The organism is Pacificitalea manganoxidans (genome assembly GCF_002504165.1).
Taxonomy (GTDB): Bacteria; Pseudomonadota; Alphaproteobacteria; order Rhodobacterales; family Rhodobacteraceae; genus Pacificitalea; species Pacificitalea manganoxidans.
Window position 1 is genome coordinate 2852015 of record NZ_CP021404.1, and the last position, 21381, is coordinate 2873395.

Consider the following 21381-nt stretch of genomic DNA (forward strand, 5'->3'; position numbering starts at 1 on the left):
GCCCATGCGTCTTTGAGCGACAACTTTCCCACGATCTTCAAATCCGCGGGACGGGCTCCCGTTCTGCACCTGTTCCGGGTTACTTTTGCGGAACGGCTTCCTATGTCTGGGATCAATGCATGACCAATGAGGAGGACGCCTATGTCCCTGCGCATCAATGATGTCGTTCCCGATTTTACCGCCACCACCTCCGAAGGTGAGATCAGCTTTCACGACTGGATCGGCGACAGCTACGCGATCCTGTTTTCGCACCCCAAGGATTTTACCCCGGTCTGCACCACGGAATTCGGCGCGGTGGCGCAATTGGCCGATGAATGGGCAAAGCGCAACACCAAGGTGATCGGCATCTCCGTCGATGGGGTCGAAGAGCATTCCCGCTGGAAAGGCGACATCGAAAGCGTGGCAGGCGCGCCCGCGACATTCCCGATCATCGCCGACAAGGATCTGGAAATCGCAAAGCTCTATGACATGCTTCCCGGCGACGCCTACCTGCCCGATGGCCGCACGCCCAACGACACCGCGACGGTGCGCTCGGTCTTTCTGATCGGACCGGATAAGAAACTTCGTCTGACCATGACCTATCCAATGTCGGTGGGCCGCAATTTCGCCGAGGTGCTGCGCGCATTGGACGCCGTGCAAGCGACCGACGGCAACCCGATTGCTGCGCCCGCCAACTGGACACCGGGACAGGATGTGATCGTGGCACTGTCGCTTGACGACGACGCAGCCCGCGCAAAATTCGGCGATCTGGACATCAAACTGCCCTATCTGCGCTTCGCCAAACAGCCAAGCTGACCCGCGCGACGCGCCTGCTTTGGACCCCGCTTCGGCGGGGTCTTTCGTTACTACTTAACCTTCGCGAAATGCCTTGTTGAAATAGTCGGCCAGCGGCTTGATCAGATAGTCCAACGGGGACCGCGCGCCGGTTTTCAAAAACGCCTCTACGGGCATGCCGGGGATCACGTCGCGCGGTGCCAGTCGCGCCAATTCCGCCTCGGCCAATTGGATTTCGACGCGGTAATATTGCGCCTGCGACCGATCATCCGTAAAAGAATCCGCAGAGAGTTTCGCGACCTGTCCGGTTAATTCGGGTGTCGTTCGGCTGTCAAAGGCTGGAAACCGCAGGATCACCTCCTGTCCCAAACCCACCTGATCCACGTGGATCGGCTCGACCCGCGCGGCGATCACCAGCGGTCGATCCTGCGGCACAAGGTAAAGCACCGGCTCAGCCGGGCGCAGAACGGCCTGCGGGGTGGTAACGGTCAGCCCGTGCACGATCCCCGCCACTGGCGCGCGCAGGTCCAGCCGCTCCAGCCGGGTACGCAGATTGCGGCGTCGTTCCAGCAACTCCAGTTCGTTATAGCGCAGGTCGCGCAACTGGGTGATCGCCTCCTCCCGGCGGGTGGTTGTCAGCTTCAACCCTTCGATCTGCAATTCGGTCTGGCGTCCTTGTGCCTGCGCCCGTTGGGCGGTGAGTTCCCCAATACGGCCCAGCAGCGCGGCCTGATCCCGGCGCAGTTGCCGCACCCGGGTGGCCTGCGCCAAGCGCCGTTCAAGCAGGGTCTGCTGATCGGTCAGATCCTCCTGCACCAAAGCCTCCTGATCGCGCAGCGCGGCGATCTGGGCGTCGATCCCCTCGATCTGGTTGCCGATCTGCGCCTCCCGGCGGGCCATTTGCGCCACTTCGCGGGCAAGGCTGTCGGTCCGGGCGGCGAAAAGCCGGGCCTGCCCCTGACGCAGCGCCGCGACCTCGGGCCGGGTGGCCGCCGCGGCGCTCAGGTCGTCGGGCCACAGGATCGGGGTTGCATCACGCTCGGCCTTGAGACGGGCAGCGCGCGCCATCAATTCGAACAGCTGCCCTTCGACAATGGCGAGTTCGGTGCGGATGTCGCGCCCATCGAGCCGCAATAGAACGTCACCCGCCGTCACGCGCGCGCCCTCCTCGATCAGAACCGCCTGCACGACACCGCCATCGGGATGCTGCACGATTTGCTGGTTCTGCTCTACCTCGACCTGCCCCTGGGCGATAATCGCGCCGGATATCTGGGCGAATGTGGCCCATGCGCCGAAGCCCCCGACAAGCAGCAGCACCGCTATCGCGCCAAACCACAGCGGCAGCTTCGCCGAAAAGGTCACGATACACCCCCGGCACCGGCACTGCGGCGGATCTGGTCGTGATTGCGAACCATCTGGCGCAGAACCTCCTCCCGAGGGCCAAAGGCACGGCGGGCACCGTTGTCGAGCACAAGGATCATATCGCATTCCTGAATGGCCGCGGGCCGGTGCGCCATGATCAGCACGGCCTTCTGCGCGGATTTCATGTGGCGGATCGCGGTATTCAGCGCCTCCGACCCTTCGTTGTCGAGGTTGGAATTGGGCTCATCCAGCACCAGCAGGACCGGCTCCCCATAGAGCGCGCGCGCCAATCCGATACGCTGAACCTGCCCTCCCGACAGCCGTCCCCCCGCAGCCGATACCGGCGTATCGTAGCCCTGCGGCAGGTTTAGGATCATCTCATGCGCGGCGGCGCGGCGGGCCGCCTCCACCACCTGCGCCGCGTCGGGCGCCGCGGCCAGCCTCGCGATATTTTCCGCGATGGTGCCCTCAAACAGGGTCACGCGCTGCGGCAGATAGCCGATATGATGGCCCAGCACGTCCGGGTCGTAATGGTCGAGCGCCGCCGCATCGAGCCGCACCTGCCCGCCTGCCGCCCGCCAGACACCCGTCAACGCGCGCGCGAGTGTCGATTTTCCCGCGCCGGACGGGCCGATGACACCCACCGCCTGTCCCGGCGCCACGGTAAACGACACCATACGTAGGGCCGCCTGAACCTCGCCTGGCGGGATGACGGTCAGATGCTGCACCTCCAACATCGCGCGGGGTGTCGGCAAGGCTGTGCGCGGGCGTTCTGGCGGCGCTTCGGACAGCAGCGCCGCAAGGTTGCGCCACCCGCGTGTCGCGCGTTGCAGCAATTCCCATTGGCCAATTGCCAGTTCCACGGGGGCCAAAGCCCGGCCCATCATGATTGAACTGGCGATCATCGCGCCTGCGGTCAATTCCCCCCGCAGCACAAGCCACGCGCCCAATGCCAGCATCGCGGACTGCAGAAACAGGCGCAGCGTCTTGCTGCTGACGGTAAAGGCCCCTGCCCGGTCAGCCGCGGCAAGGGTGGCGCGCAGCGCCGTTCCGCGGGCGTGGTGCCAACGGTCAAACGCAGCGCCACGCATGCCGAGGCTCCGCACGGTTTCGGCCTCCACCCGCATCTGCGTGGCCAGCGCGTCCGCACGATGGGTTTCACCGGCGGCTTCCAAGGCCGGCAACCGCGTGCGCCATTGGTTGAGCAACGCGATCAGGATCAAGACACCGCCCCCCGCAACCGCAAGCGCGCCCAGCATCGGGTGAAACACGAATACCGCAGCCAGAAACATGGGTGTCCACGGCATGTCGAATATCGCAAGCAGGACCGGAGCCCCCAGAAATCGCTGCACCGTTTCCAGATCGCGCAGCCCGGTCGCGGCACCCGCATGGCCGGGACGCACCGATTCCAAGCGCAGGACAGCATCGAACACGCGTCGGTCCAGCGCGGCCTGAAACCGCGCCGCGACCCGCCCTGTCACCCGTCCGCGCGCATAATCGAGCACGCCCATCATTAGATAAAGAAACGCCACCAGACCGAACAGGGCGAGCAGCGTTTCCTCGGACCGGGAGCCCAGCACCCGATCATAGACTTGCAGCATGAATAGCGGTCCAGTCAGCATCAGAACGTTGACGAAGATCGAAAACGCGAATGCCGCCGTCAGAAGCCCCGCCCCCTGCCCCGCGCTGCGCCGCAGTTCGGTCTGTCCGCTCCGGTTGTCGGGCTGCTGCATGCGCCTGTCGTCCCCGCTCTTCCGGCAGGCGCGGCACTGGTCCCGCTACGCCCGGCCCGGAAATGTTGTTTCCACCGTTCCGGGACGCTAGGCTGCCGCCGAGGTTGGTGCCCTGCGGCCCGGACCTCAGCTCTGACAGCAAGTTACGAATATTCCGTTGAAAGACCTATGACAGCCGCACACATCTTTTGCCTTCGCCGCTGCCAGTCTGTCCGTCACATGCTGGCCGCTCTGGCGGTGCTGGCCATAACCGGCGCCGCGCGGGCGGAGCCTGTGGATGTCGATGGGTTATATATGATGACCCCCGAGGCCGATTGTTCGGTGCTGGGGCTCGGCGGCGCGCTCAAAATCGAAGACGGCGTGTTCTACGGCGCCGAAAGCCGCTGCGAGATGCAAGACCCCGTCGAAATCCGCGATATGCGCGCGGCGCTGTATGACATGCAGTGCAAGGGCGAGGGCACAGAATGGTCCGAGCGTGCAATGGTGATGCGCGCCGCCGATGACGGGCTGATCCTTGTCTGGGATGGCTACGCGTTTCACTATCAGCAATGCGTTGCGCCGCCGGTGCTGGGTGCCACGGCGGCCACGCCTCCGCCCGTTGCCGCGCGGGTGGTCGAAATAGATACGACCGACGCCGCCCCGCCGCCTGCGGACTAGGCCTTGGCAGCGGAGCGGGGTTGCGGTCAATCGCGCAGGTGGTCCTCCGCATCGGCGACCCCGATGCCCAGCGCCTCCATCCCGTCTTCGAGATAGTCGGCTAGGTTCGGTATCCGCGCGAGATAACCATCGGTCGGCAACGTCATTTCCTGCCGCGCCGTGTGCATCGCGTCCGCGGCTTCATCCGCCTCGAAACTTTCGCGCCCGATCCATGTCAGCGCGACGAGGCTGATTTGCTCGTCTTCGTTCAGGCTGGAGACGTAGTTGCGCAGCTGCCTGTTGTCGGAGCCGAACTCGCGGGCAAGCGCGATGACCCGCACCACCTTGCCGGAACTGATTTCAAGCATCGCGTGTCTCCCGCTCCGCAGTCTTGCCCACTGTGCCACAAAAACGGCCTGCCGGATACGGGATCAGCCGACCAGCTTGTAGAACAGCCAATCCGGCAGCGCGCGTCCGCCCTTCAGCATGGCGGCAAGCCGACCGGGGAAGTCCTTGCGGAAATCGTCGCCATTCATGTGTTCGAAGATCTCGGTCGCCGCTTTTTCCGGCTCCATCAGCATAGGCATTTTGAAGTCGTTCTTGTCAGTCAGACGGGTCTTGATGAAGCCCGGATTGACCACCTGAACCGTGACACCGGTATCTTGCAGGTCAGCGCGCATGGTTTCGGCAAAAGACACCAGCCCGGCCTTGGTCGCGCCATAGCCCAGCGCGCCCGGCAGACCCTTCAACGCGGTGAGAGAGCCGGTGACGACCACATGGCCCTGTCCGCGTTCGATCATGCCCGGCACAACCGCGCCCAGCATCCGGATGGTGCCGGTGAAATTGACATCGCACATGGTTTGCAGACGCTCCGCATTCCATTCCGTCGTCTTCATCGGCCAATAGGTGCCCGCAAGCGTGACGAGCCCGTCGACAGGTCCGGCCCGGTCCACCGCAGCGGCGACGCTGTCGGCATCGGTAATGTCGACAGGGATCGCGCTGGCCCGCCCCGGAAGATCATCGGCAAGGTCGCGCAGCCGCTCCTCGCTCCGGGCAGAGACGATAACCTCGGCCCCGCAGCGCGATAGCTGATAGGCCAGCGCCCGGCCAAGCCCCTCGCTTGCGCCTACCAACCAATAGCGTTTTCCCTTCCAATCGCGCACGATCCGGCTCCTTGCTTGCGTCGTTCTCCCCTCAATCTAGGAAGCCTTCGCCGCGATGACAGCGTTTCACGTGGAAAAACACGGCGCGCCTATCGCGATAGGTCAGGTTCTGCCGAAAAGTCGCTCGATATCCGTCAGCCGCAGTTCGACATAGGTCGGGCGACCGTGGTTGCACTGACCGGAATGGGGCGTGGCTTCCATCTCGCGCAGCAGGGCGTTCATTTCCTCCCCGCGCATCCGGCGTCCTGACCGGATGGATCCGTGACAGGCGACGCGGCTCAGGATCGCCTCGATCCGCTCGCGCACCAGACGCGTGTCGCCCAAGTCGTCAAGTTCATCGAGGATATCCCGCAGCATGGCATGGGCGTTGACCTCTCCCAGAATGGCGGGAGTCTCGCGCACCGCCACGGCGCAACCGCCGAACGGCTCGATGCCCAGCCCAAGGGTCGCCAACTCGTCTGCGATTTCCAGCAGGCGGGCGCAGTCGCCCTCCGACAGTTCGACGATCTCCGGGATCAGCAGCGCCTGTGCCGCCACCCCGGTATCGGCCATCTGGCGTTTGAGCTTCTCATAGACCAGACGTTCATGGGCGGCGTGCTGATCGACGATGACCATGCCCCGCTCGGTCTGGGCGATGATATAATTCTCATGCACCTGCGCACGAGCAGCGCCAAGCGGCAGCGCCTCTAGTTGCGGGGCTTCTGCAACCGGCTCGACCCGCGCGGATGGCGCCTGCGTTTCGGCAAAGCCCCATGGCTCGGCCAGCGGTGCATCGGGCTGCGGTGCCTGCATTGCATAGGCTGCCGCGCGCCCGGCCAGCGAGGGGCGATCCATCTGATAGACGCGCGCCGGGCCACCGGGCGCATGATCCTGTCCCTCGGGACGGAACGCACCCAGCGTTGCCCCGGCGACGGTGGTTGAGGCCCGATGTCCGGCCTCCGCCAAGGCATGGCGCAAGGCCGACACGATCAACCCGCGCGCCACGCCCGGTTCGCGGAAACGAACCTCGGCCTTGGCCGGATGCACGTTCACATCCACCCGCTGCGGATCACAGTCGAGGTTCAGAACCGCCGCCGGATGCCGATCACGGCTGAGAAAATCGGCATAAGCCCCGCGCAGCGCGCCGATCAGCAGCTTATCCCGCACGGGGCGGCCATTGACGAAGAGGAACTGCGCCACCGCCGAGCCGCGCGAATAGGTCGGCAGCGCGGCATAGCCGGTCAGGGACAGCCCCTCGCGCGCCGCTTCGATCCGGAGGGCGTTTTCGGCGAAATCCGAACCAAGCACCCGTGCCAGTCGACCATGCAGCGCGCCAAAAAGGTCTCCGGTTTCGGGATCGGCGCGGAAGGTCACCCGCCCTTCGCCCCCGCCGGACATATCGCGCAGGGTAAAGCCGACAAATGGTTCCGCCATTGCCAGCCGTTTGACGACATCGCCGATCGCCTGCGATTCCGCACGATCCGAGCGGAGAAACTTCAGCCGCGCTGGCGTGGCGTGGAACAGATCCCGCAACTCCACCACGGTGCCGCAGGCCAGCGCTGCGGGTCGGACCGCGCTCAGCCGCCCGCCATCGCACACGATCACCGAGGCCTCGCCCCCCGCGATGCGCGATGTGATGGAGAGCCGCCCAACAGCGCCGAGCGATGGGAGCGCCTCCCCCCGGAACCCAAAGGATCGAATATCGAGCAGATCAGCGTCGTTCAGTTTGGACGTGGCGTGGCGGCTCAGGGCCAGTGGCAGGTCCGCCCCGTCGATGCCGCAACCGTCATCGGTGACACGGATCAGCGTCTTGCCCCCATCGGCGATGGCGATCTCGATCCGGGTCGCACCCGCGTCGAGCGCGTTCTCGACCAATTCCTTCACCGCCGAGGCCGGACGCTCCACGACCTCGCCCGCAGCAATGCGGTTGATCACGGTATCGTCGAGCTGCCGGATCGGGGCGCGCGGCGCGGGTTTGGAGCGTATGTTGGGGTCGATGTGAGCCATACCACAATGGCTAGCACGGGCCGGGGTGATTCTGAACCGGGATTTCGGAACTGCGGCGCCCTTCGCGCCTCGCTTGACGGCGCGGGCGGGCTATGGTCGGTCGGGTCAACCGCCGCAACCCCGGAGCCTCCATCATGGTCTTTGCCCTTATCGGCATGATCGTCCTGCCGATTTGCATGTATATTGTCTGGCGTCGCAGCGGCAACGGCGCCACCCGTCGCTGCAATTGGCGCGAAGACCGCAACCGCGGCACCCGCCGCTGCGTGACCTGCGGCGCGGTGGCGTCACTTGATGACTACCCCGTCCCGCCGAACTTCTGCTTTGCCCGGCAGAAGCAGGGATAAACGTCACGCAATCCGCCCGCGTGCCTTTTGGGCCTTTTCGCGGGCGGACGTGGTCAGATCAACGGATGGCCAGCTTCGTTACTCCAGCCCGGCAGGCTTGCCGACGACGACGAAGTGCAGCCGCTCCGGCTCGATGATCCGGTCGACCACGCGGTTGATATCCTCCAGCGTCACGGCATCGACCAGTTCGTTCCGGGTTTCGGGATAGTCGATTGGCAAATCCGTCATCTGCATACCGACAAGGATGTTGGCGATGCGACCATTGCCATCAAACCGCAGCGGATAGGCCCCGGTGAGGTAGGTCTTGGCGCGGTCAAGTTCCTCCTGCGTGATGCCGTCCTCGGCCAGCTTGGCCCATTCGGTTTTGATGACCTCGATCGTCTCGGCGACCTTGTCGTTGGCGGAACTGACCGACCCGATAATCAACTCGGCATTGTCCATCGGGTAGAGCGAGGCACCGATGCCGTAGGTTAGGCCCCGTTTCTCGCGCACCTCTTCCATCAACCGGGAGGAAAAGCCTCCGCCGGAAAAGATCTCCATCATGATATAGGCGGGGATGAAATCCGGATCGTCGCGGGTGATGCCGGGCTGGGCAAAGCTGACGACGGATTGCGGTGTGTCGAATTCCACCACATCCACCCCGCCGGGCAGCGCGTAATCCACATGCTCGGGCAGCGGCGCGCCCGTTTCAGGCAGGTCGCCCAGCAGCCGATCCAGCAGCGGGCCCAGTTCCGCCGCGGTAATATCCCCCACCGCGGACACATCAATCCGGTCGCGCGCCATGATGCGATCCTTCACCGCCAGCATATCGTCGCGGGTCAGGGCCGTGACGCTTTCCACGGTGCCATCGACCGGCAGTGCATAGGGGTGATCGGGAAAGGCGGCCTCGTTGAATGCGCGGGAATTGATTTCGCCCGGATCGGTCGCGTTGGAGGCAATGATCGACAAAACCTGCCCGCGGACCCGGTCGAGCGCCTCCTGATCGAAACGCGGCTCGATAAGCGCACTGCGGAGCAGATCCACCGCCTCATCCCGGTTCTCGGTCAAAAAGCGCGCCGATACGGACAGCGTGTCGCGCCCGACGTCAAACGCGTAGGAGGCGGCGAGCCCTTCTCGCGCGGCGGCGAACTCCTGCGCGCTGCGCTCGCCCGCGCCTTCCTCCAGCAATGCGGTCATCAGATTGATCGCGCCGGGTTTGCCCTCCGGGTCCAGACTTGTGCCGCCGCGAAACCGGATCTCCAACGCCGTGAACGGAATGGAGGGTTCGGTCACCAGCCATGCGGTGATGCCCCCGTCCGAGGTCACCTCCTCGACGTTTTCGATACCGGCAGATGCTGCGGGCACGATCAGCGTCAGACAGGTCGCAAGGGTCGCCGTAGCAGTGGCGAACGAATTCAAGGAAAAGCGGATCATTGGGTCATCTCCTCAGCGCCCGGAAGCGCGCCGGCCTCGGGGATCGGCTGTGGTGCCGGAGCGGGTTCTGGGGCGGGCGCGGGTGCTGGCGCAGATTCGGGGGATGTCGCGGGGGCTGGTGCCGTGCCTTCGGGCACATCGGTTGCATCCTCCGCCGCTGCATCCTGCGACGGCGCGCCAAGGCCGGAATTTTCTCCTACGCCCATCGCGTAACCTGTCACCGAGCGGCGTTTGTCAAAAAGCTCTGCCGCCGCCTGCATGACGTCGTCGGGGGTCACGGCCTGCAACACATCCGGCCAAGCCTGCACATCCTCCACCGTCAGGCCCGAGGTCAGCGCCGCGCCATATTGGCGGGCCAGCCCTTGCAGGCTGTCTTTTTCATAAATTTCGCCCGCACGGATCTGCATCTTGATCCGCTCGAACCGCTCCATATCCACGCCTTCTTCCATGAACCGGGCGATCATCCGATCCATGTCCGCTTCGGCTTGGGGGAGCGTGCGTCCCGGCACCGGCATGACGATCAACCCAAAGGTCGTGTCATCATAGGATGTGCCGTTGTAGAACGCGCCGGTATAGACCGCGCTTCCCTCCTCGAATTCCAGCACCTGCCCCATCAGCGAGGTCGCGGAATTCCCGCCAAGCAGATCGGCGAGAAACGCCAGTGCCGCGGCTTTTTCCTGCGTGCCGCTGTCACGCTCGGGGGCGATATAGGTGCGCATGACATAGGGCTGCGAAATCCGGGCATCCTCGAACATCACGCGCCGCTCGGCCAGCTGCGGCGGCTCCTGCGGGCGGACCCGCGCGGTGGCGCCAACACCCGAAGGCTCGCGCACGCCGTAATACTGCTCAGCCAGCCGCTCCACCTCGGCGGGGTCGACGTCGCCCGCCACCACGAGGATCGCGTTGTCGGGTGCATAGAACCGGTCGTAGAAGCTTAGCGCGTCCTCCAAATCCAGCTGCGCCATCTCATGGCGCCAGCCGATGATCGGCGTGCCGTAGGGGTGGTTCATATATTGCGCCGCGGCCCGCTGTTCACCAAAAAGCGCGCCTGCGGAGTTTTCGACCCGCTGGTTGCGCTCCTCCAAAATCACATCGCGCTCGGTCAGCACGTCATCGGCATCGAGCATCAGATCGGTCATGCGGTCGCTTTCCATCCGCATCATCAATTCCAGCCGGTCCGAGGCCACACGCTGAAAATACGCCGTATGATCGTAGCTGGTGAACGCGTTGTCAGAGCCGCCGTTCAATTCGACCGTTTCCGAAAACTCCCCCGGCGCCAGATCATCGGTGCCTTTGAACAGCAGGTGCTCAAGGAAATGCGCGATGCCGGATTTGCCCGCAGGCTCGTCCGCCGCGCCGGTGCGATACCAGACCATATGCACGACGACAGGAGCGCGATGATCCTCAATCACCACGGCCTCCATGCCGTTGTCCAACCGGAAGGTGCTCACCTCCTCGGCAGAGCCCCGCGCGGGGGTGAGCGTAAGTGTGGCGGCGGCGGTGGCGGCCAAGATCATTGATCCGCTGGCGCGCAGACCACGAACCGGGCCGCGACGCAGAATGGGGCGCAGAAATGGGCGCATGAGGGGGTGTATCCTCCGGGATTTGGGCAGCCGGGGCGCAAACCGCACCTCAGCACTGCGGACAACCTACAGGGGCGCCGCGCCCTGACAAGATCAGCAACGCGGATGTGAGCAGCCGGGAGGGGCCCCGCACAGACCCTGCGATCTAGCCGAAAGGCGCCGCAGAGGCCTCATCACGGATCGACCGCTGGTCCCAAACCGCAAAAAACGGCCCCAGACCGCCCCAGAACCGTCGCATGGTTGCCGCACTCGCCCCCTAGCGACAAAGAAGCCCTGACACTGCCGGACCCGAACCATTGCTTTTCGTCATCGCCCTTGCCCTTGCTTCTCTCATGCTGTTCGCGCTTCGCGGCGGGTTCAGCCGCCTGCCCGCCCATGCGTTGCAAGGCACGGGTCATTCGCACGACGACGAAGGCTATGGAACGCGCAGCACGCCGCATCTGCCCTCGCTGGTGCTAGCCGGGGCCGCGACGCTGGTGACCGGGGGGGTGTTCGGCGTGGGCATCGGTGTGTCGATGCTGGTCGCGATGGCGCTGCACGAGCTGGGTCATATCGCGGGTGCACGGGTGGCCGATCTGATGTTGGCACGCGCCGACCGGCTGAACCCGCCCGGCATTCCTCTCGCCCGGCGGCGCAGCGACACGCGGGCGTTCTTCGTCATCTTCTGCGGGCCTGCTTTGGGGCTGGCGCCGATGCTGGTGGCCTATGGCGCGGCGGAGTTGCTGTGGCAGGCGCACCCTCCTGCCGCCGCGACGCTATGGACCTTTGCCGGGGTCACGGGGACGTTCAACGCGTTTTTCCTGCTGCCGTTCTACCCACTTGATGGCGGGCGCTGCATCGCGCTGATGGCACGGGCCATTGCGCCCGAACTGAGCCGCCTCGCCGCGCTAGCGCTTGCGGCGGTGCTGGGACTAATGGCGGTGCATCTGGGCTCCACCACGCTGGCCGTGCTGGCCGCTTTCGGAATATTTGGCGCCGTGCTTCAGGGGCCGCCCGTCGAAAGCGCCACCGCGCCGATGCGTCTGGGCACCGTGGCCTTGGCGCAGGTGGCCTATCTCGCGGCGCTGTTGTGCTATCTGTCGGGCGGGGCGTGGCTGATCCTCGATCTGCTGGGCTAAGTTCCTGCCGTGCACGGCGAGTCTTTCCCTCAGGGCCCGACCATGCCACGTTGCGGCGACGCGCAACCGCAGCCGGAATTGCCATGCCCGACCTTATCCCCTTTTGTCCCGCCGCCGCACCGCAGCCGGCGCAAACGCCAGTGCCCCGATGAGCCGATTTACCGCCTCCGACGGCGCAAGTCTGGCCTTTGATGATACCGGCACCGGGCCTGCCGGGTCCGGGGTGCCGCTTCTGTGTCTAGCAGGGTTGACCCGCAACGCCCGAGATTTCGAACCGCTTCTGCCGCATCTTGGCGCGCGGCGGGTGATCCGCATGGATTACCGCGGACGGGGGCGGTCCGACTATACGGGTGCCGCCACCTACACCGTCCCGCAAGAGGCCCGCGATGTGCTGGACCTGCTGGATCATCTGGGCCTCGACCGTGTCGCGCTGCTGGGCACCTCGCGCGGGGGGCTGATCGGCATGGGGCTGGCGGCTGTGGCAGGGGATCGGCTGGCGGGGCTGTGCCTCAACGATGTCGGTCCCCGGATCGAACGGGCGGGACTGGAGCGGATCAGCGGCTATATCGGGCGCAATCCCGCCGCCCGCACGCATGAAGAGCTTGCCGCGCAGCTGGCGCAGGTCATGACCGGCTTTGCCAATGTGCCGCCCGAGCGCTGGCTGCAACAGGCGCGCGCGCAATATCTGCGCACCGACGACGGCTTGCAGATCGATTACGATCCGGCCCTGCGTGACAGTTTCACCGCCGCCTTTTCGGGAGACCTGCCAGAGGCATGGGCGCAATTCGATGCGGCAGCGGACCTGCCGCTTTGCACCTTGCGCGGGGTCAATTCCGAACTGTTGAGCGAGGCGACATTGCAAAAGATGCAAGCTCGCCGTCCCGACATGATCGTGGCCCGCGTGCCCGACCGGGGGCATGTGCCCTTTCTCGACGAGCCGGAAGCGCTCGTTGCAATTCAGACATGGCTGGAGGCCTGTGATGGCTAAGGACAAGGTGACGGAAGCCGTCACGATCGACGATATTCGCGCCGCTGCGAGGCGGCTTGACGGGCATGCCCGCCGCACACCGATGCTGTCATCGCCGTTTCTGGATGAGATCTCCGGGCGACGCGTGCTGGTGAAGGCCGAACCGCTGCAAGTCACCGGATCGTTCAAGTTCCGCGGCGGCTGGTCAGCGGTATCGCAACTGCCCTCCGACTGCGCCGGGGTCATCGCGTTTTCCTCCGGCAACCACGCGCAAGGCGTGGCGATGGCCGCCAAGATGCGGGGGCTGCCCGCCGTCATCATCATGCCGTCCGACGCGCCGCAGCTTAAAATCCGCAACACCCATGCGCTGGGGGCCGAGGTGGTGCTCTATGCCCGCGGCAAGGAGGACCGTGACGAGATCGGTGACCGGCTCGCACGGGAACGTGGGCTGGAACTGATCAAGCCGTTCGACGATGCCCGTGTCATCGCCGGGCAAGGCACCACCGGGCTGGAGATCGCCGAACAGGCTGCCGAGGCCGGGGTGGATCAGGCTGATGTCATCGTCTGCTGTGGCGGCGGCGGGCTGACCGCAGGGATCGCATTGGCGCTGGAAGCCGAGGCGCCGGGACTGCGCGCCCGTCCCGCCGAGCCTGAGCGCTTCGACGATGTGCGGCGCAGCCTTGAGACCGGCCAAATCGAGCGTAACGCGGCGGAGGGGGGCTCCCTCTGCGATGCGATCATGACACCTGCGCCGGGGAAGCTAACCTTTCCAATCATGCAGCGGCTCTCTGGGCCGGGTCTGGTTGTCACCGACGAGGAATGCCTGCAAGCGATGGCCGCGGCCTTTCTCCGGCTGAAACTCGTGTTGGAGCCGGGCGGTGCGGCGGCGCTGGCGGCGGCGCTCTATCATCCGGGCGAAAGCGAGGGCGACGCCGTGATCGCGGTGGCCTCCGGCGGCAACGTCGATCCCCGCGTGTTTCAGGACGCGCTGACCCGCTACGCCGACAGCGTTTGATCTGACACGGTCTTCGGGCGGATGACTTCCCCTACCCTGCCAACCGGCCTAGGGTCCGCCCCAGCACGACACGAGGAACCCGACCATGACCATTCATATCGGCGCCGATCCCGGCGACATCGCCGAAACCGTTCTGATGCCCGGCGATCCCTATCGCGCGCGATGGGCTGCACAAACCTTTCTAAAGGACGCGACGCTCGTCAACGAAGTGCGCGGCATGTTGGGCTATACCGGCACATGGAAAGGCCATCGCGTCACCATTCAGGGCTCCGGCATGGGCATGCCCTCGCTGTCGATTTACGCCAATGAGTTGATCAGCACCTTCGGCGCGCAGACCCTGATCCGCATCGGCTCCTGCGGGGCGATGCAGCAATCGGTGCAACTGCGCGACGTGATCCTTGCCGCGACCGCCACCACGCTATCGACGCCGTCGCGCGGGATCATGCGCGAGATCAATTACGCGCCCTGCGCCGACTGGCCGCTGCTGCACGCCGCGTTTCACGCCGCCGAAGGCCGTGACACCCGCACCCATGTGGGCGGGATCTATTCCGCCGATGTCTTCTATGACGAACGTCCCGATCTGACCGAACAGATGACCCGCCACGGCATTCTGGGCGTCGAAATGGAAGCCGCCGAGCTTTACACCGTCGCGGCCCGGCACGGGCGCCGCGCGCTCGCTGTGCTGACCGTGTCCGACCATCTGCTGACCGGGGAGGCCCTGCCCTCCGACCAGCGCGAAACCAGTTTCGGCGACATGGTCGAAATCGCCTTGGAGGCCGCCTTCGCATGAGCATGATGAAACGCCAATTGGGCACTGACGGCCCGCAGGTCTCCGCCATCGGGCTGGGCTGCATGAGCTTTGCAGGCTTCTTCGGCCCGACCGATGAGGCCACGTCACAGGATTGCCTTGCGGCGGCTGTCGAACACGGGATCGATTTCTGGGACACGTCGAACGTCTACGGCATGGGCGTGTCGGAGCAGGTCATCGGCCGCTTTTTAAAAGGCAGCGATGCGCAGATCACGCTGGCGACCAAGGTCGGTATCATCCCCGGCCCGCCGCGCCGCTTCGACAACACCGAAGACTACATCCGCAGCGAGTTGGACGGCTCGCTCAGCCGTCTGGGCCGCGACCGGGTGGAGCTTTACTATATCCACCGCCGCGACCCCGAGGTGCCGGTCGAGCAGGTCGCCGAAACGATGGGCAAGCTCATCGAAGAAGGTCTGATCGGCGGCTGGGGCCTGTCAGAGATTTCCCCTGCCACGCTGCGGCAAGCGCATGAGGTGGTGCCTGTGCGTGCGGTGCAGAACGAATATTCGCTCTGGTCGCGGCAACCGGAGCTGGGCCTGATCCGCGCCTGCGAGGAACTGGGCGTGGCCTTTGTGCCCTTCTCGCCGCTTGCCCGCGGCATGCTAGGGGAACGCCCGCTCGATGCATCAGGCTTCCGTGAGGGCGATTTCCGCCGCGCCAATCCGCGCTTCACCGAGCCGAACCTGAGCCACAACCAGCGCGCCATCGCCGCCTTCCGAACCTATGTGCAGGGGCGCGGCTGGACCGTCTCCGCCGCCGCGCTGGCCTGGATCCTCGAGCGGAGCCCGAACGCGATCCCGATCCCCGGCACCCGCAGCCGCGCGCATCTGGAGGAATGGCTGGGTGCGACCAAGATCCGCTTTACCGATGAGGACCGCGCCGAGATCGACCGCCTGCTGCCGCCGGGCTTCGCGCATGGCGACCGCTACTCCTACCAGCAGCTTGTCGGGGTCGAGCGGTATTGCTGAGGGGGTGAAGGCTCGCCGCATGACCTTCCGGTGCTGACGGGCGGAGGGCTCACCGACCGCTGCCCGTCAACCGCTGCCACTCCCAGCGCAACGGTAGCCTGCCCGGGGGATGGCGCTCCTACAGTCGAGCGGGTGTGCTTTGTCCCAGCCACGCCCCTCTCCGCCCTGAGGTGAGCGAGGGCTGACAAAGCGCCAGCCCGCTGGGCCGGGGCAGGCGCTCGCCCGCGTTTTGCACATCTGCAGGCGGATACACTCGGGTCGGGGGAACCGCTGACAAAACCCCCTTCCCCCAAAAGAAAAGCGCGCCGCCGGCCAACAGCCGGGGCGCGCTTTCCGATCTCACGGCACCGGTCCGGTCAGACCGCGCGTTCAACCATCATGTCCTTGATCGACGAAATCGCCTTTGCCGGGTTCAGACCCTTGGGGCAGGTCTTGGCACAGTTCATGATCGTGTGGCAGCGGTAAAGCTTGAACGGATCTTCCAGATCGTCCAGCCGCTCGCCCGTCGCTTCGTCCCGGCTGTCAGCAATCCAGCGATAGGCATGCAGAAGCGCGGCCGGCCCAAGATATTTGTCGCCATTCCACCAGTAGGAGGGACAGGCCGTCGAACAAGACGCGCACATGATGCATTCATAAAGGCCGTCGAGTTTCTTGCGATCCTCGATCGTCTGCTTCCACTCCGTCGCGGGCGTGTTCGATTTCGTCTCCAGCCACGGCATGATGCTTGCATGCTGGGCATAGAAATGGGTCAGGTCCGGGATCAGGTCGCGGATGACCGGCATATGCGGCAGCGGGTAGATCTTCACATCGCCCTTGATGTCTTCCAGACCCCAAGTGCAGGCAAGCGTGTTGATCCCGTCGATATTCATCGCGCATGAGCCGCAAATCCCTTCACGGCAGGACCGGCGGAAGGTCAACGTGGGGTCGATCTCGTTCTTGATCTTGATGAGCGCGTCCAGAACCATAGGACCGCAAGTGTCGACATCGACGAAATAGGTGTCGACACGCGGGTTTTCGCCATCATCGGGCGACCAACGGTAAATCTGGAACTTCCGCAAATTGGTCGCGCCCTCGGGCTTCGGCCAGGTCTTACCAGTGCGGATGCGGCTGTTCTTCGGCAGCGTCAACTGAACCATGATGATCCTCGGTTCCATGCGTTTGGCATGGTCTTAACCCAGAAACCCCCGGCAGCCAAGTTTCGCGCCCCCCTTCCGCGACAGTTTTTCCTTTTGTGATCACAGGGAAGGCGCGGTCGGACATTTGCAGGCTTCTGCCGAGATGGTATTGATGTCCGCCAATACAAGGAACAGCGTGTGCGTCAGATCAATGAGCCCCTACCCAGCACCGGACCAAAGTTTGACCCAGCTGCCCCCGCCCCTCATCTGACGATCTTCACGCGCGACCCGCATAAGTTTTCCGAAACCTTCGTCCGCCGCCGTATTCAGCACCTGAACGGCGGCAACGTTTCGGTCGTTTCCCTTACCGGGACAGGGGATGGCAGCTGTCTGGAAAAGCCAGAATTCTCCACCCGGAAGGTGCGGCGGTGGGAACGCATCCTGACAAGCCGACAGGCGCAGCGGCGCCAGCATGTGCTGGATTTCCTCGCCCGACAGGGCACGACGCATGTCGTGTTTGAATTCGGATATGTCGCGACCGAATTTGCCGACCTGCTGCCGCATCTGACGATCCCCGCATATTGCACCTTCCGCGGCAATGATGCGTCCGCCCAGCTGCGCGATCCGGCCTATGTTACGACGCTGACCCAATGTTTCGGCGACCTCGACGGGATTATCACCGTGTCCGATTTCCTGCGGCGCAACCTCGCCTCGGTTGGGCTGCACCATCCGCGGACCTTGGTCGCGCCCAGCGGAGTCGATACCACCCTGTTTACGCCGGGCACCCCCACGCGCGGGCTGTGCTTCAATGTCGGGCGACTGGTGCCGAAGAAACAACCTTTGCCGATGATCCGCGCCTTTGCCGAAGTCGCCGAGGCACATGATCTGACGCTGGAGATCGCCGGCGAGGGGCCATTAGAGAAAAGCGCCCGTGCGTTGGTAAGCTCCCTCGGGATGGAACAGCGCATCCGTTTTCTGGGTCGGCTGGACCATGCGGCGGTGCGCGAGCGCATGCGCAGCGCGATGATCTATCTACAAAATTTCGAAACCCCGCCCGATGGAGATACCGAAGGGATGCCGACCGTGATCCAAGAGGCTATGGCCTGCGGCGTGCCCATCGTCACCACCCGCCATTCCGGCGTGCCGGAACATGTCGTTGATGGCATCACCGGGCGCGTGGTTGAGCCCGGCGATGTCGACGGTTTGGCGGGGGCTTTAGCGGCGCTAGCGGCCGCCCCCGACCAGCGTGCCAGCATCGCGCGGAATGCGCGCGCCCATGCCGTGGCCGAACTGGACTACCGCGCGCTGTTCAGGCGGATCGAAACGTTCATGGGCCTGCGCGCGGAGGACGCCGTTTGACACAACATGTCCTACACCTTGGCCTGCACCGCACCGCGACGACAACCCTGCAGGATATGGCCGAAGCCTTGGCCCCGCAGATGGCTGCGCATGGCATCGTCCTGCTGACGCCGGACCGGTTTACGCCTGACCAAGAAAACCTGCGTGCGATCGTGCGGGCCAGCCGTGCTCTCGAACCCCGCCACCGGAAATGGCGCAGCATCCTGCGCCGCCGGTCCCTCCGCCGGGATCTGCAAGCGAGGCTGACGACGCTGGTCGCGCAAGCTTCAGCCCCCGGCACCGCGCCCCGGCGGATCGTGTTGAGCGAAGAAATGATGCTGGGCGCCGCATTCGGCAGGCGCGGGCAAGGTTTCTACCCCGAAGCGGGACGCCATCTGCGCGCCATCCGGCAGGTGCTCGACACCCCGGTGGCCGAAGTGCATGTGACGCTGCGCAGCTATGACAGCTTCCTCACGTCGGTCTTTGCCATGCGGGCTGTCAACGCAGGCAATGTCGCCCCGTTCGAGGTAATCGGGCCGCGCCTGTCACAGGTCCGTATGGATTGGCCGCATCTGATCGATCTGATACGCAACCTGATCCCCGAGGCGCGGCTTGTGCTGCGCAATTTCGAAGACAGCACCCCCGAAGCGCGGTTGGCGGATTTGCTTGGCGGCCCCCTTCCCGACGGGACGCACGCACCCGTCCGCCGTCACCTGCACCGATCCCCCACGAACGAGGCTATCGAGGCGGCAATCGCTCTAGGACGGCGCCCGGACGACCCCGCCGCGTTCACCGCGCAATATGCCGACGGCACCCGGTTCGATCCGCTGACTGATGCGCAGAAGGAGAGCCTGCAGCAGCGCTATCGCACGGATTTGCAGAACTTGCGGGCCCGCCGCGACATTGATTTCAGGTAGAATGGCGCGCTCAGGCGCGCTGCCCATCACCCGACGCGCTTATAGCGCGAGGGGACGGATCGGGCCTTGGCCCGTTTTGGCGCGGACGCACTGATCGTAGACCACGTAGGGGTCGCGACCGCGCAGGGCGTCGGACGTGACCGACAGCTCCAGATCGCTCGATACGCCACGGCTGCCGATCCCGACGCCAACCCGACCTTGCACACCTTGGGCCGCGCGGGCGCGTTCTTCGCATTGCTCGGCCGCACGGCGTGGCGAGACCGGACCGCAGGCGGCGAGCGTGGTGCTCACCGCCAGGGCCGAGATCAGAAGCGCGCGGGCGCGCATCAGTAGACCCGCGCTTTCGGCGCGATCTTCTTCAGGTCGATGCCGCCTTCGTCCTGTGTGGTCAGCGGATCGAGATGCACGGCGCGATAGCTCAGCTCCACCTGCGCGCCATCGACGCGGGCGATGGAATGTTTGCGCCAGGTCTCATCATCGCGATCAGGATAGTCCTCATGCGCATGCGCGCCGCGGCTTTCCTTGCGGGCCTCGGCCCCGACGATTGTGGCCAGCGCGTTGGGCATCAGGTTGGTGAGCTCCAGCGTCTCCATCAGGTCGGAGTTCCAAACAAGGCTGCGGTCGCTGACCTTGATGTCGTCGATTTTACCGGCGACGGCGGTCATCTTCTCGACGCCTTCTGCCAGCGTCTTGTCGGTGCGGAAGACGGCGGCGTCCTGCTGCATGGTTTTCTGCATTTCCAGCCGCAGTTCGGCGGTGGAAGTGCCGCCCGAGGCGTTGCGGAAATGGTCGAACCGGTCGAGCGCCTTCTGGATCGACGCCTCATTGCCGCGCGGCACGGCGGTCGAGGGATCGACGACCTTGGCGGCGCGGATCGCAGCGGCCCGGCCAAAGACCACAAGGTCGATGAGCGAGTTGGAGCCAAGGCGGTTTGCCCCGTGGACCGAGGCACAGCCTGCCTCGCCCACAGCCATCAGACCCGGCGAGATCGCATCGGGGTTCTCGGCAGTCGGGTTCAGCACCTCACCCCAATAGTTCGTCGGGATACCGCCCATGTTGTAATGCACGGTCGGCAGAACCGGGATCGGCTCCTTGGTCAGATCGACCCCGGCAAAGATGCGCGCGGATTCGGAGATGCCGGGCAGACGCTCGGCCAGCGTCTCGGGCGGCAGGTGGTTAAGGTGCAGGTGAATGTGATCGCCCTCGGCACCCACACCCCGGCCCTCGCGAATTTCCATCGTCATGCAGCGGCTGACCACATCGCGGGAGGCGAGGTCTTTGTAGGTCGGCGCGTAGCGCTCCATGAAGCGCTCGCCCTCGGAGTTGGTCAGATAGCCGCCCTCGCCGCGTGCGCCCTCGGTGATGAGGCAACCCGAGCCGTAGATGCCGGTCGGGTGGAACTGCACGAATTCCATGTCCTGAAGCGGCAGCCCCGCACGGGCCACCATGCCGCCGCCATCGCCGGTGCAGGTATGCGCGGAGGTGGCCGAGAAATAGGCACGCCCATAGCCGCCGGTCGCCAGCACGGTCATCTTCGCGTGGAAGACATGGATGGTGCCGTCGTCGAGCTTCCAGCAGACCACACCCTGACATTGGCCATCGTCCGACATGATCAGATCGATCGCGAAATATTCGATGTAGAATTCGGCGTTATGCTTCAGCGACTGACCGTAAAGCGTGTGCAGGATCGCGTGGCCGGTCCGGTCGGCGGCGGCGCAGGTGCGCTGCACCGGGGGGCCTTCGCCGAATTCGGTCGTGTGACCGCCAAAGGGCCGCTGGTAGATCTTGCCTTCTTCGGTGCGCGAAAACGGCACGCCGTAATGCTCCAGCTCGTAGACGGCCTTCGGGGCTTCCCGCGCGAGGTATTCCATCGCGTCGGTATCGCCGAGCCAGTCAGAGCCCTTGACCGTGTCATACATGTGCCACTGCCAGTTGTCGGGGCCCATATTGGACAGCGACGCGGCAATGCCACCCTGTGCGGCGACGGTGTGGGAACGGGTCGGGAAGACCTTGGTCACGCAGGCGGTGCGCAGCCCCTGCTCGGCCATGCCGAGCGTGGCGCGCAGACCGGAGCCGCCGGCGCCGACGACGATGACGTCGTATTCGTGATGGGTCAGTTCATATGCGGACATTCAGAAATC

At 64.9% G+C, this 21381-nt stretch carries 20 protein-coding genes; 10 read left to right on the forward strand and 10 right to left on the reverse strand.

Annotated features, from left to right (window positions below):
* The first annotated feature begins 141 nt into the window (after positions 1-141).
* Complete coding sequence (locus tag CBW24_RS12980; RefSeq protein WP_088663518.1) at positions 142-795, forward strand: peroxiredoxin; 654 nt, start codon at positions 142-144, stop codon at positions 793-795.
* 54 nt (positions 796-849) lie between these two features.
* Here the strand turns inward: CBW24_RS12980 and CBW24_RS12985 are convergent, their stop codons facing one another.
* Together CBW24_RS12985 and CBW24_RS12990 are read right to left on the reverse strand one after the other, a co-directional pair.
* Positions 850-2136 carry an HlyD family type I secretion periplasmic adaptor subunit gene (locus CBW24_RS12985; protein WP_232529786.1) on the reverse strand — a complete coding sequence of 429 codons (1287 nt, stop codon included), beginning with the start codon at positions 2134-2136 and terminating at the stop codon, positions 850-852.
* Positions 2133-3869: a type I secretion system permease/ATPase gene (locus tag CBW24_RS12990; RefSeq protein WP_097373833.1), complete on the reverse strand. Its 1737-nt coding sequence runs from the start codon at positions 3867-3869 to the stop codon at positions 2133-2135. The genes CBW24_RS12985 and CBW24_RS12990 overlap by 4 nt, the downstream gene beginning before the upstream one ends.
* Positions 3870-4037: 168 nt before the next feature.
* Between CBW24_RS12990 and CBW24_RS12995 the strand changes: the two genes are divergently transcribed.
* Entirely contained in the window at positions 4038-4526 is a 489-nt protein-coding gene (locus tag CBW24_RS12995; protein WP_097373834.1) for a hypothetical protein, read from the forward strand.
* Between the two features lie 26 nt (positions 4527-4552).
* On the opposite strand, the gene CBW24_RS13000 is transcribed toward CBW24_RS12995, so the two are convergent.
* From CBW24_RS13000 to mutL, 3 genes are all read right to left on the reverse strand, one after another.
* On the reverse strand, positions 4553-4873 hold the full coding sequence (locus tag CBW24_RS13000) for a DUF3775 domain-containing protein (RefSeq protein ID WP_088663515.1): 321 nt from the start codon (positions 4871-4873) through the stop codon (positions 4553-4555).
* 63 nt (positions 4874-4936) lie between these two features.
* A complete protein-coding gene (locus CBW24_RS13005; protein WP_097373835.1) occupies positions 4937-5668 on the reverse strand; it encodes an SDR family NAD(P)-dependent oxidoreductase in 732 nt (243 codons plus the stop codon).
* A gap of 102 nt (positions 5669-5770) precedes the next feature.
* Positions 5771-7654 (reverse strand): DNA mismatch repair endonuclease MutL, encoded by a 1884-nt coding sequence (gene mutL, locus CBW24_RS13010; RefSeq protein WP_097373836.1) that lies wholly within the window; start codon positions 7652-7654, stop codon positions 5771-5773.
* 134 nt (positions 7655-7788) lie between these two features.
* Here mutL and CBW24_RS13015 point away from each other — a divergent pair, with 134 nt between their 5' ends.
* Entirely contained in the window at positions 7789-7998 is a 210-nt protein-coding gene (locus CBW24_RS13015; RefSeq protein ID WP_157773228.1) for a hypothetical protein, read from the forward strand.
* Positions 7999-8076: 78 nt separating this feature from the next.
* Here CBW24_RS13015 and CBW24_RS13020 read toward each other — a convergent pair whose 3' ends face one another.
* Positions 8077-9411, reverse strand: a complete 1335-nt coding sequence (locus CBW24_RS13020; protein ID WP_097373838.1) for a M16 family metallopeptidase — start codon at positions 9409-9411, stop codon at positions 8077-8079.
* A complete protein-coding gene (locus CBW24_RS13025) occupies positions 9408-10928 on the reverse strand; it encodes a M16 family metallopeptidase (RefSeq protein WP_097373839.1) in 1521 nt (506 codons plus the stop codon). Before CBW24_RS13025 ends, CBW24_RS13020 begins: the two co-directional genes overlap by 4 nt.
* 362 nt (positions 10929-11290) lie before the next feature.
* Here CBW24_RS13025 and CBW24_RS13030 point away from each other — a divergent pair, with 362 nt between their 5' ends.
* The 5 genes from CBW24_RS13030 (at position 11291) to CBW24_RS13050 (ending at position 15870) form a co-directional block, all read left to right on the forward strand.
* Positions 11291-12112, forward strand: a complete 822-nt coding sequence (locus tag CBW24_RS13030) for a zinc metalloprotease (RefSeq protein WP_097373840.1) — start codon at positions 11291-11293, stop codon at positions 12110-12112.
* Positions 12113-12260: 148 nt separating this feature from the next.
* Complete coding sequence (locus CBW24_RS13035; protein ID WP_097373841.1) at positions 12261-13100, forward strand: alpha/beta fold hydrolase; 840 nt, start codon at positions 12261-12263, stop codon at positions 13098-13100.
* The gene (locus CBW24_RS13040; protein WP_097373842.1) at positions 13093-14094 is read left to right on the forward strand and encodes a threonine ammonia-lyase; all 1002 of its coding nucleotides are present in this window, start codon (positions 13093-13095) and stop codon (positions 14092-14094) included. Before CBW24_RS13035 ends, CBW24_RS13040 begins: the two co-directional genes overlap by 8 nt.
* An 85-nt stretch (positions 14095-14179) precedes the next feature.
* Complete coding sequence (gene deoD, locus CBW24_RS13045) at positions 14180-14884, forward strand: purine-nucleoside phosphorylase (RefSeq protein WP_097373843.1); 705 nt, start codon at positions 14180-14182, stop codon at positions 14882-14884.
* On the forward strand, positions 14881-15870 hold the full coding sequence (locus CBW24_RS13050) for an aldo/keto reductase (RefSeq protein ID WP_309763514.1): 990 nt from the start codon (positions 14881-14883) through the stop codon (positions 15868-15870). The genes deoD and CBW24_RS13050 overlap by 4 nt, the downstream gene beginning before the upstream one ends.
* Positions 15871-16226: 356 nt before the next feature.
* On the opposite strand, the gene CBW24_RS13055 is transcribed toward CBW24_RS13050, so the two are convergent.
* Positions 16227-17006, reverse strand: a complete 780-nt coding sequence (locus tag CBW24_RS13055) for a succinate dehydrogenase iron-sulfur subunit (protein WP_088663507.1) — start codon at positions 17004-17006, stop codon at positions 16227-16229.
* A 177-nt stretch (positions 17007-17183) separates the two neighbouring features.
* Between CBW24_RS13055 and CBW24_RS13060 the strand changes: the two genes are divergently transcribed.
* Together CBW24_RS13060 and CBW24_RS13065 are read left to right on the forward strand one after the other, a co-directional pair.
* A complete protein-coding gene (locus CBW24_RS13060; RefSeq protein ID WP_157773229.1) occupies positions 17184-18344 on the forward strand; it encodes a glycosyltransferase in 1161 nt (386 codons plus the stop codon).
* On the forward strand, positions 18341-19240 hold the full coding sequence (locus tag CBW24_RS13065) for a hypothetical protein (protein ID WP_157773230.1): 900 nt from the start codon (positions 18341-18343) through the stop codon (positions 19238-19240). Before CBW24_RS13060 ends, CBW24_RS13065 begins: the two co-directional genes overlap by 4 nt.
* Before the next feature lie 39 nt (positions 19241-19279).
* Here the strand turns inward: CBW24_RS13065 and CBW24_RS13070 are convergent, their stop codons facing one another.
* Together CBW24_RS13070 and sdhA are read right to left on the reverse strand one after the other, a co-directional pair.
* The gene (locus CBW24_RS13070) at positions 19280-19567 is read right to left on the reverse strand and encodes a hypothetical protein (RefSeq protein ID WP_088663504.1); all 288 of its coding nucleotides are present in this window, start codon (positions 19565-19567) and stop codon (positions 19280-19282) included.
* Positions 19567-21372 (reverse strand): succinate dehydrogenase flavoprotein subunit, encoded by a 1806-nt coding sequence (gene sdhA, locus CBW24_RS13075; protein ID WP_097373846.1) that lies wholly within the window; start codon positions 21370-21372, stop codon positions 19567-19569. The genes CBW24_RS13070 and sdhA overlap by 1 nt, the downstream gene beginning before the upstream one ends.
* Positions 21373-21381: the final 9 nt, after the last annotated feature.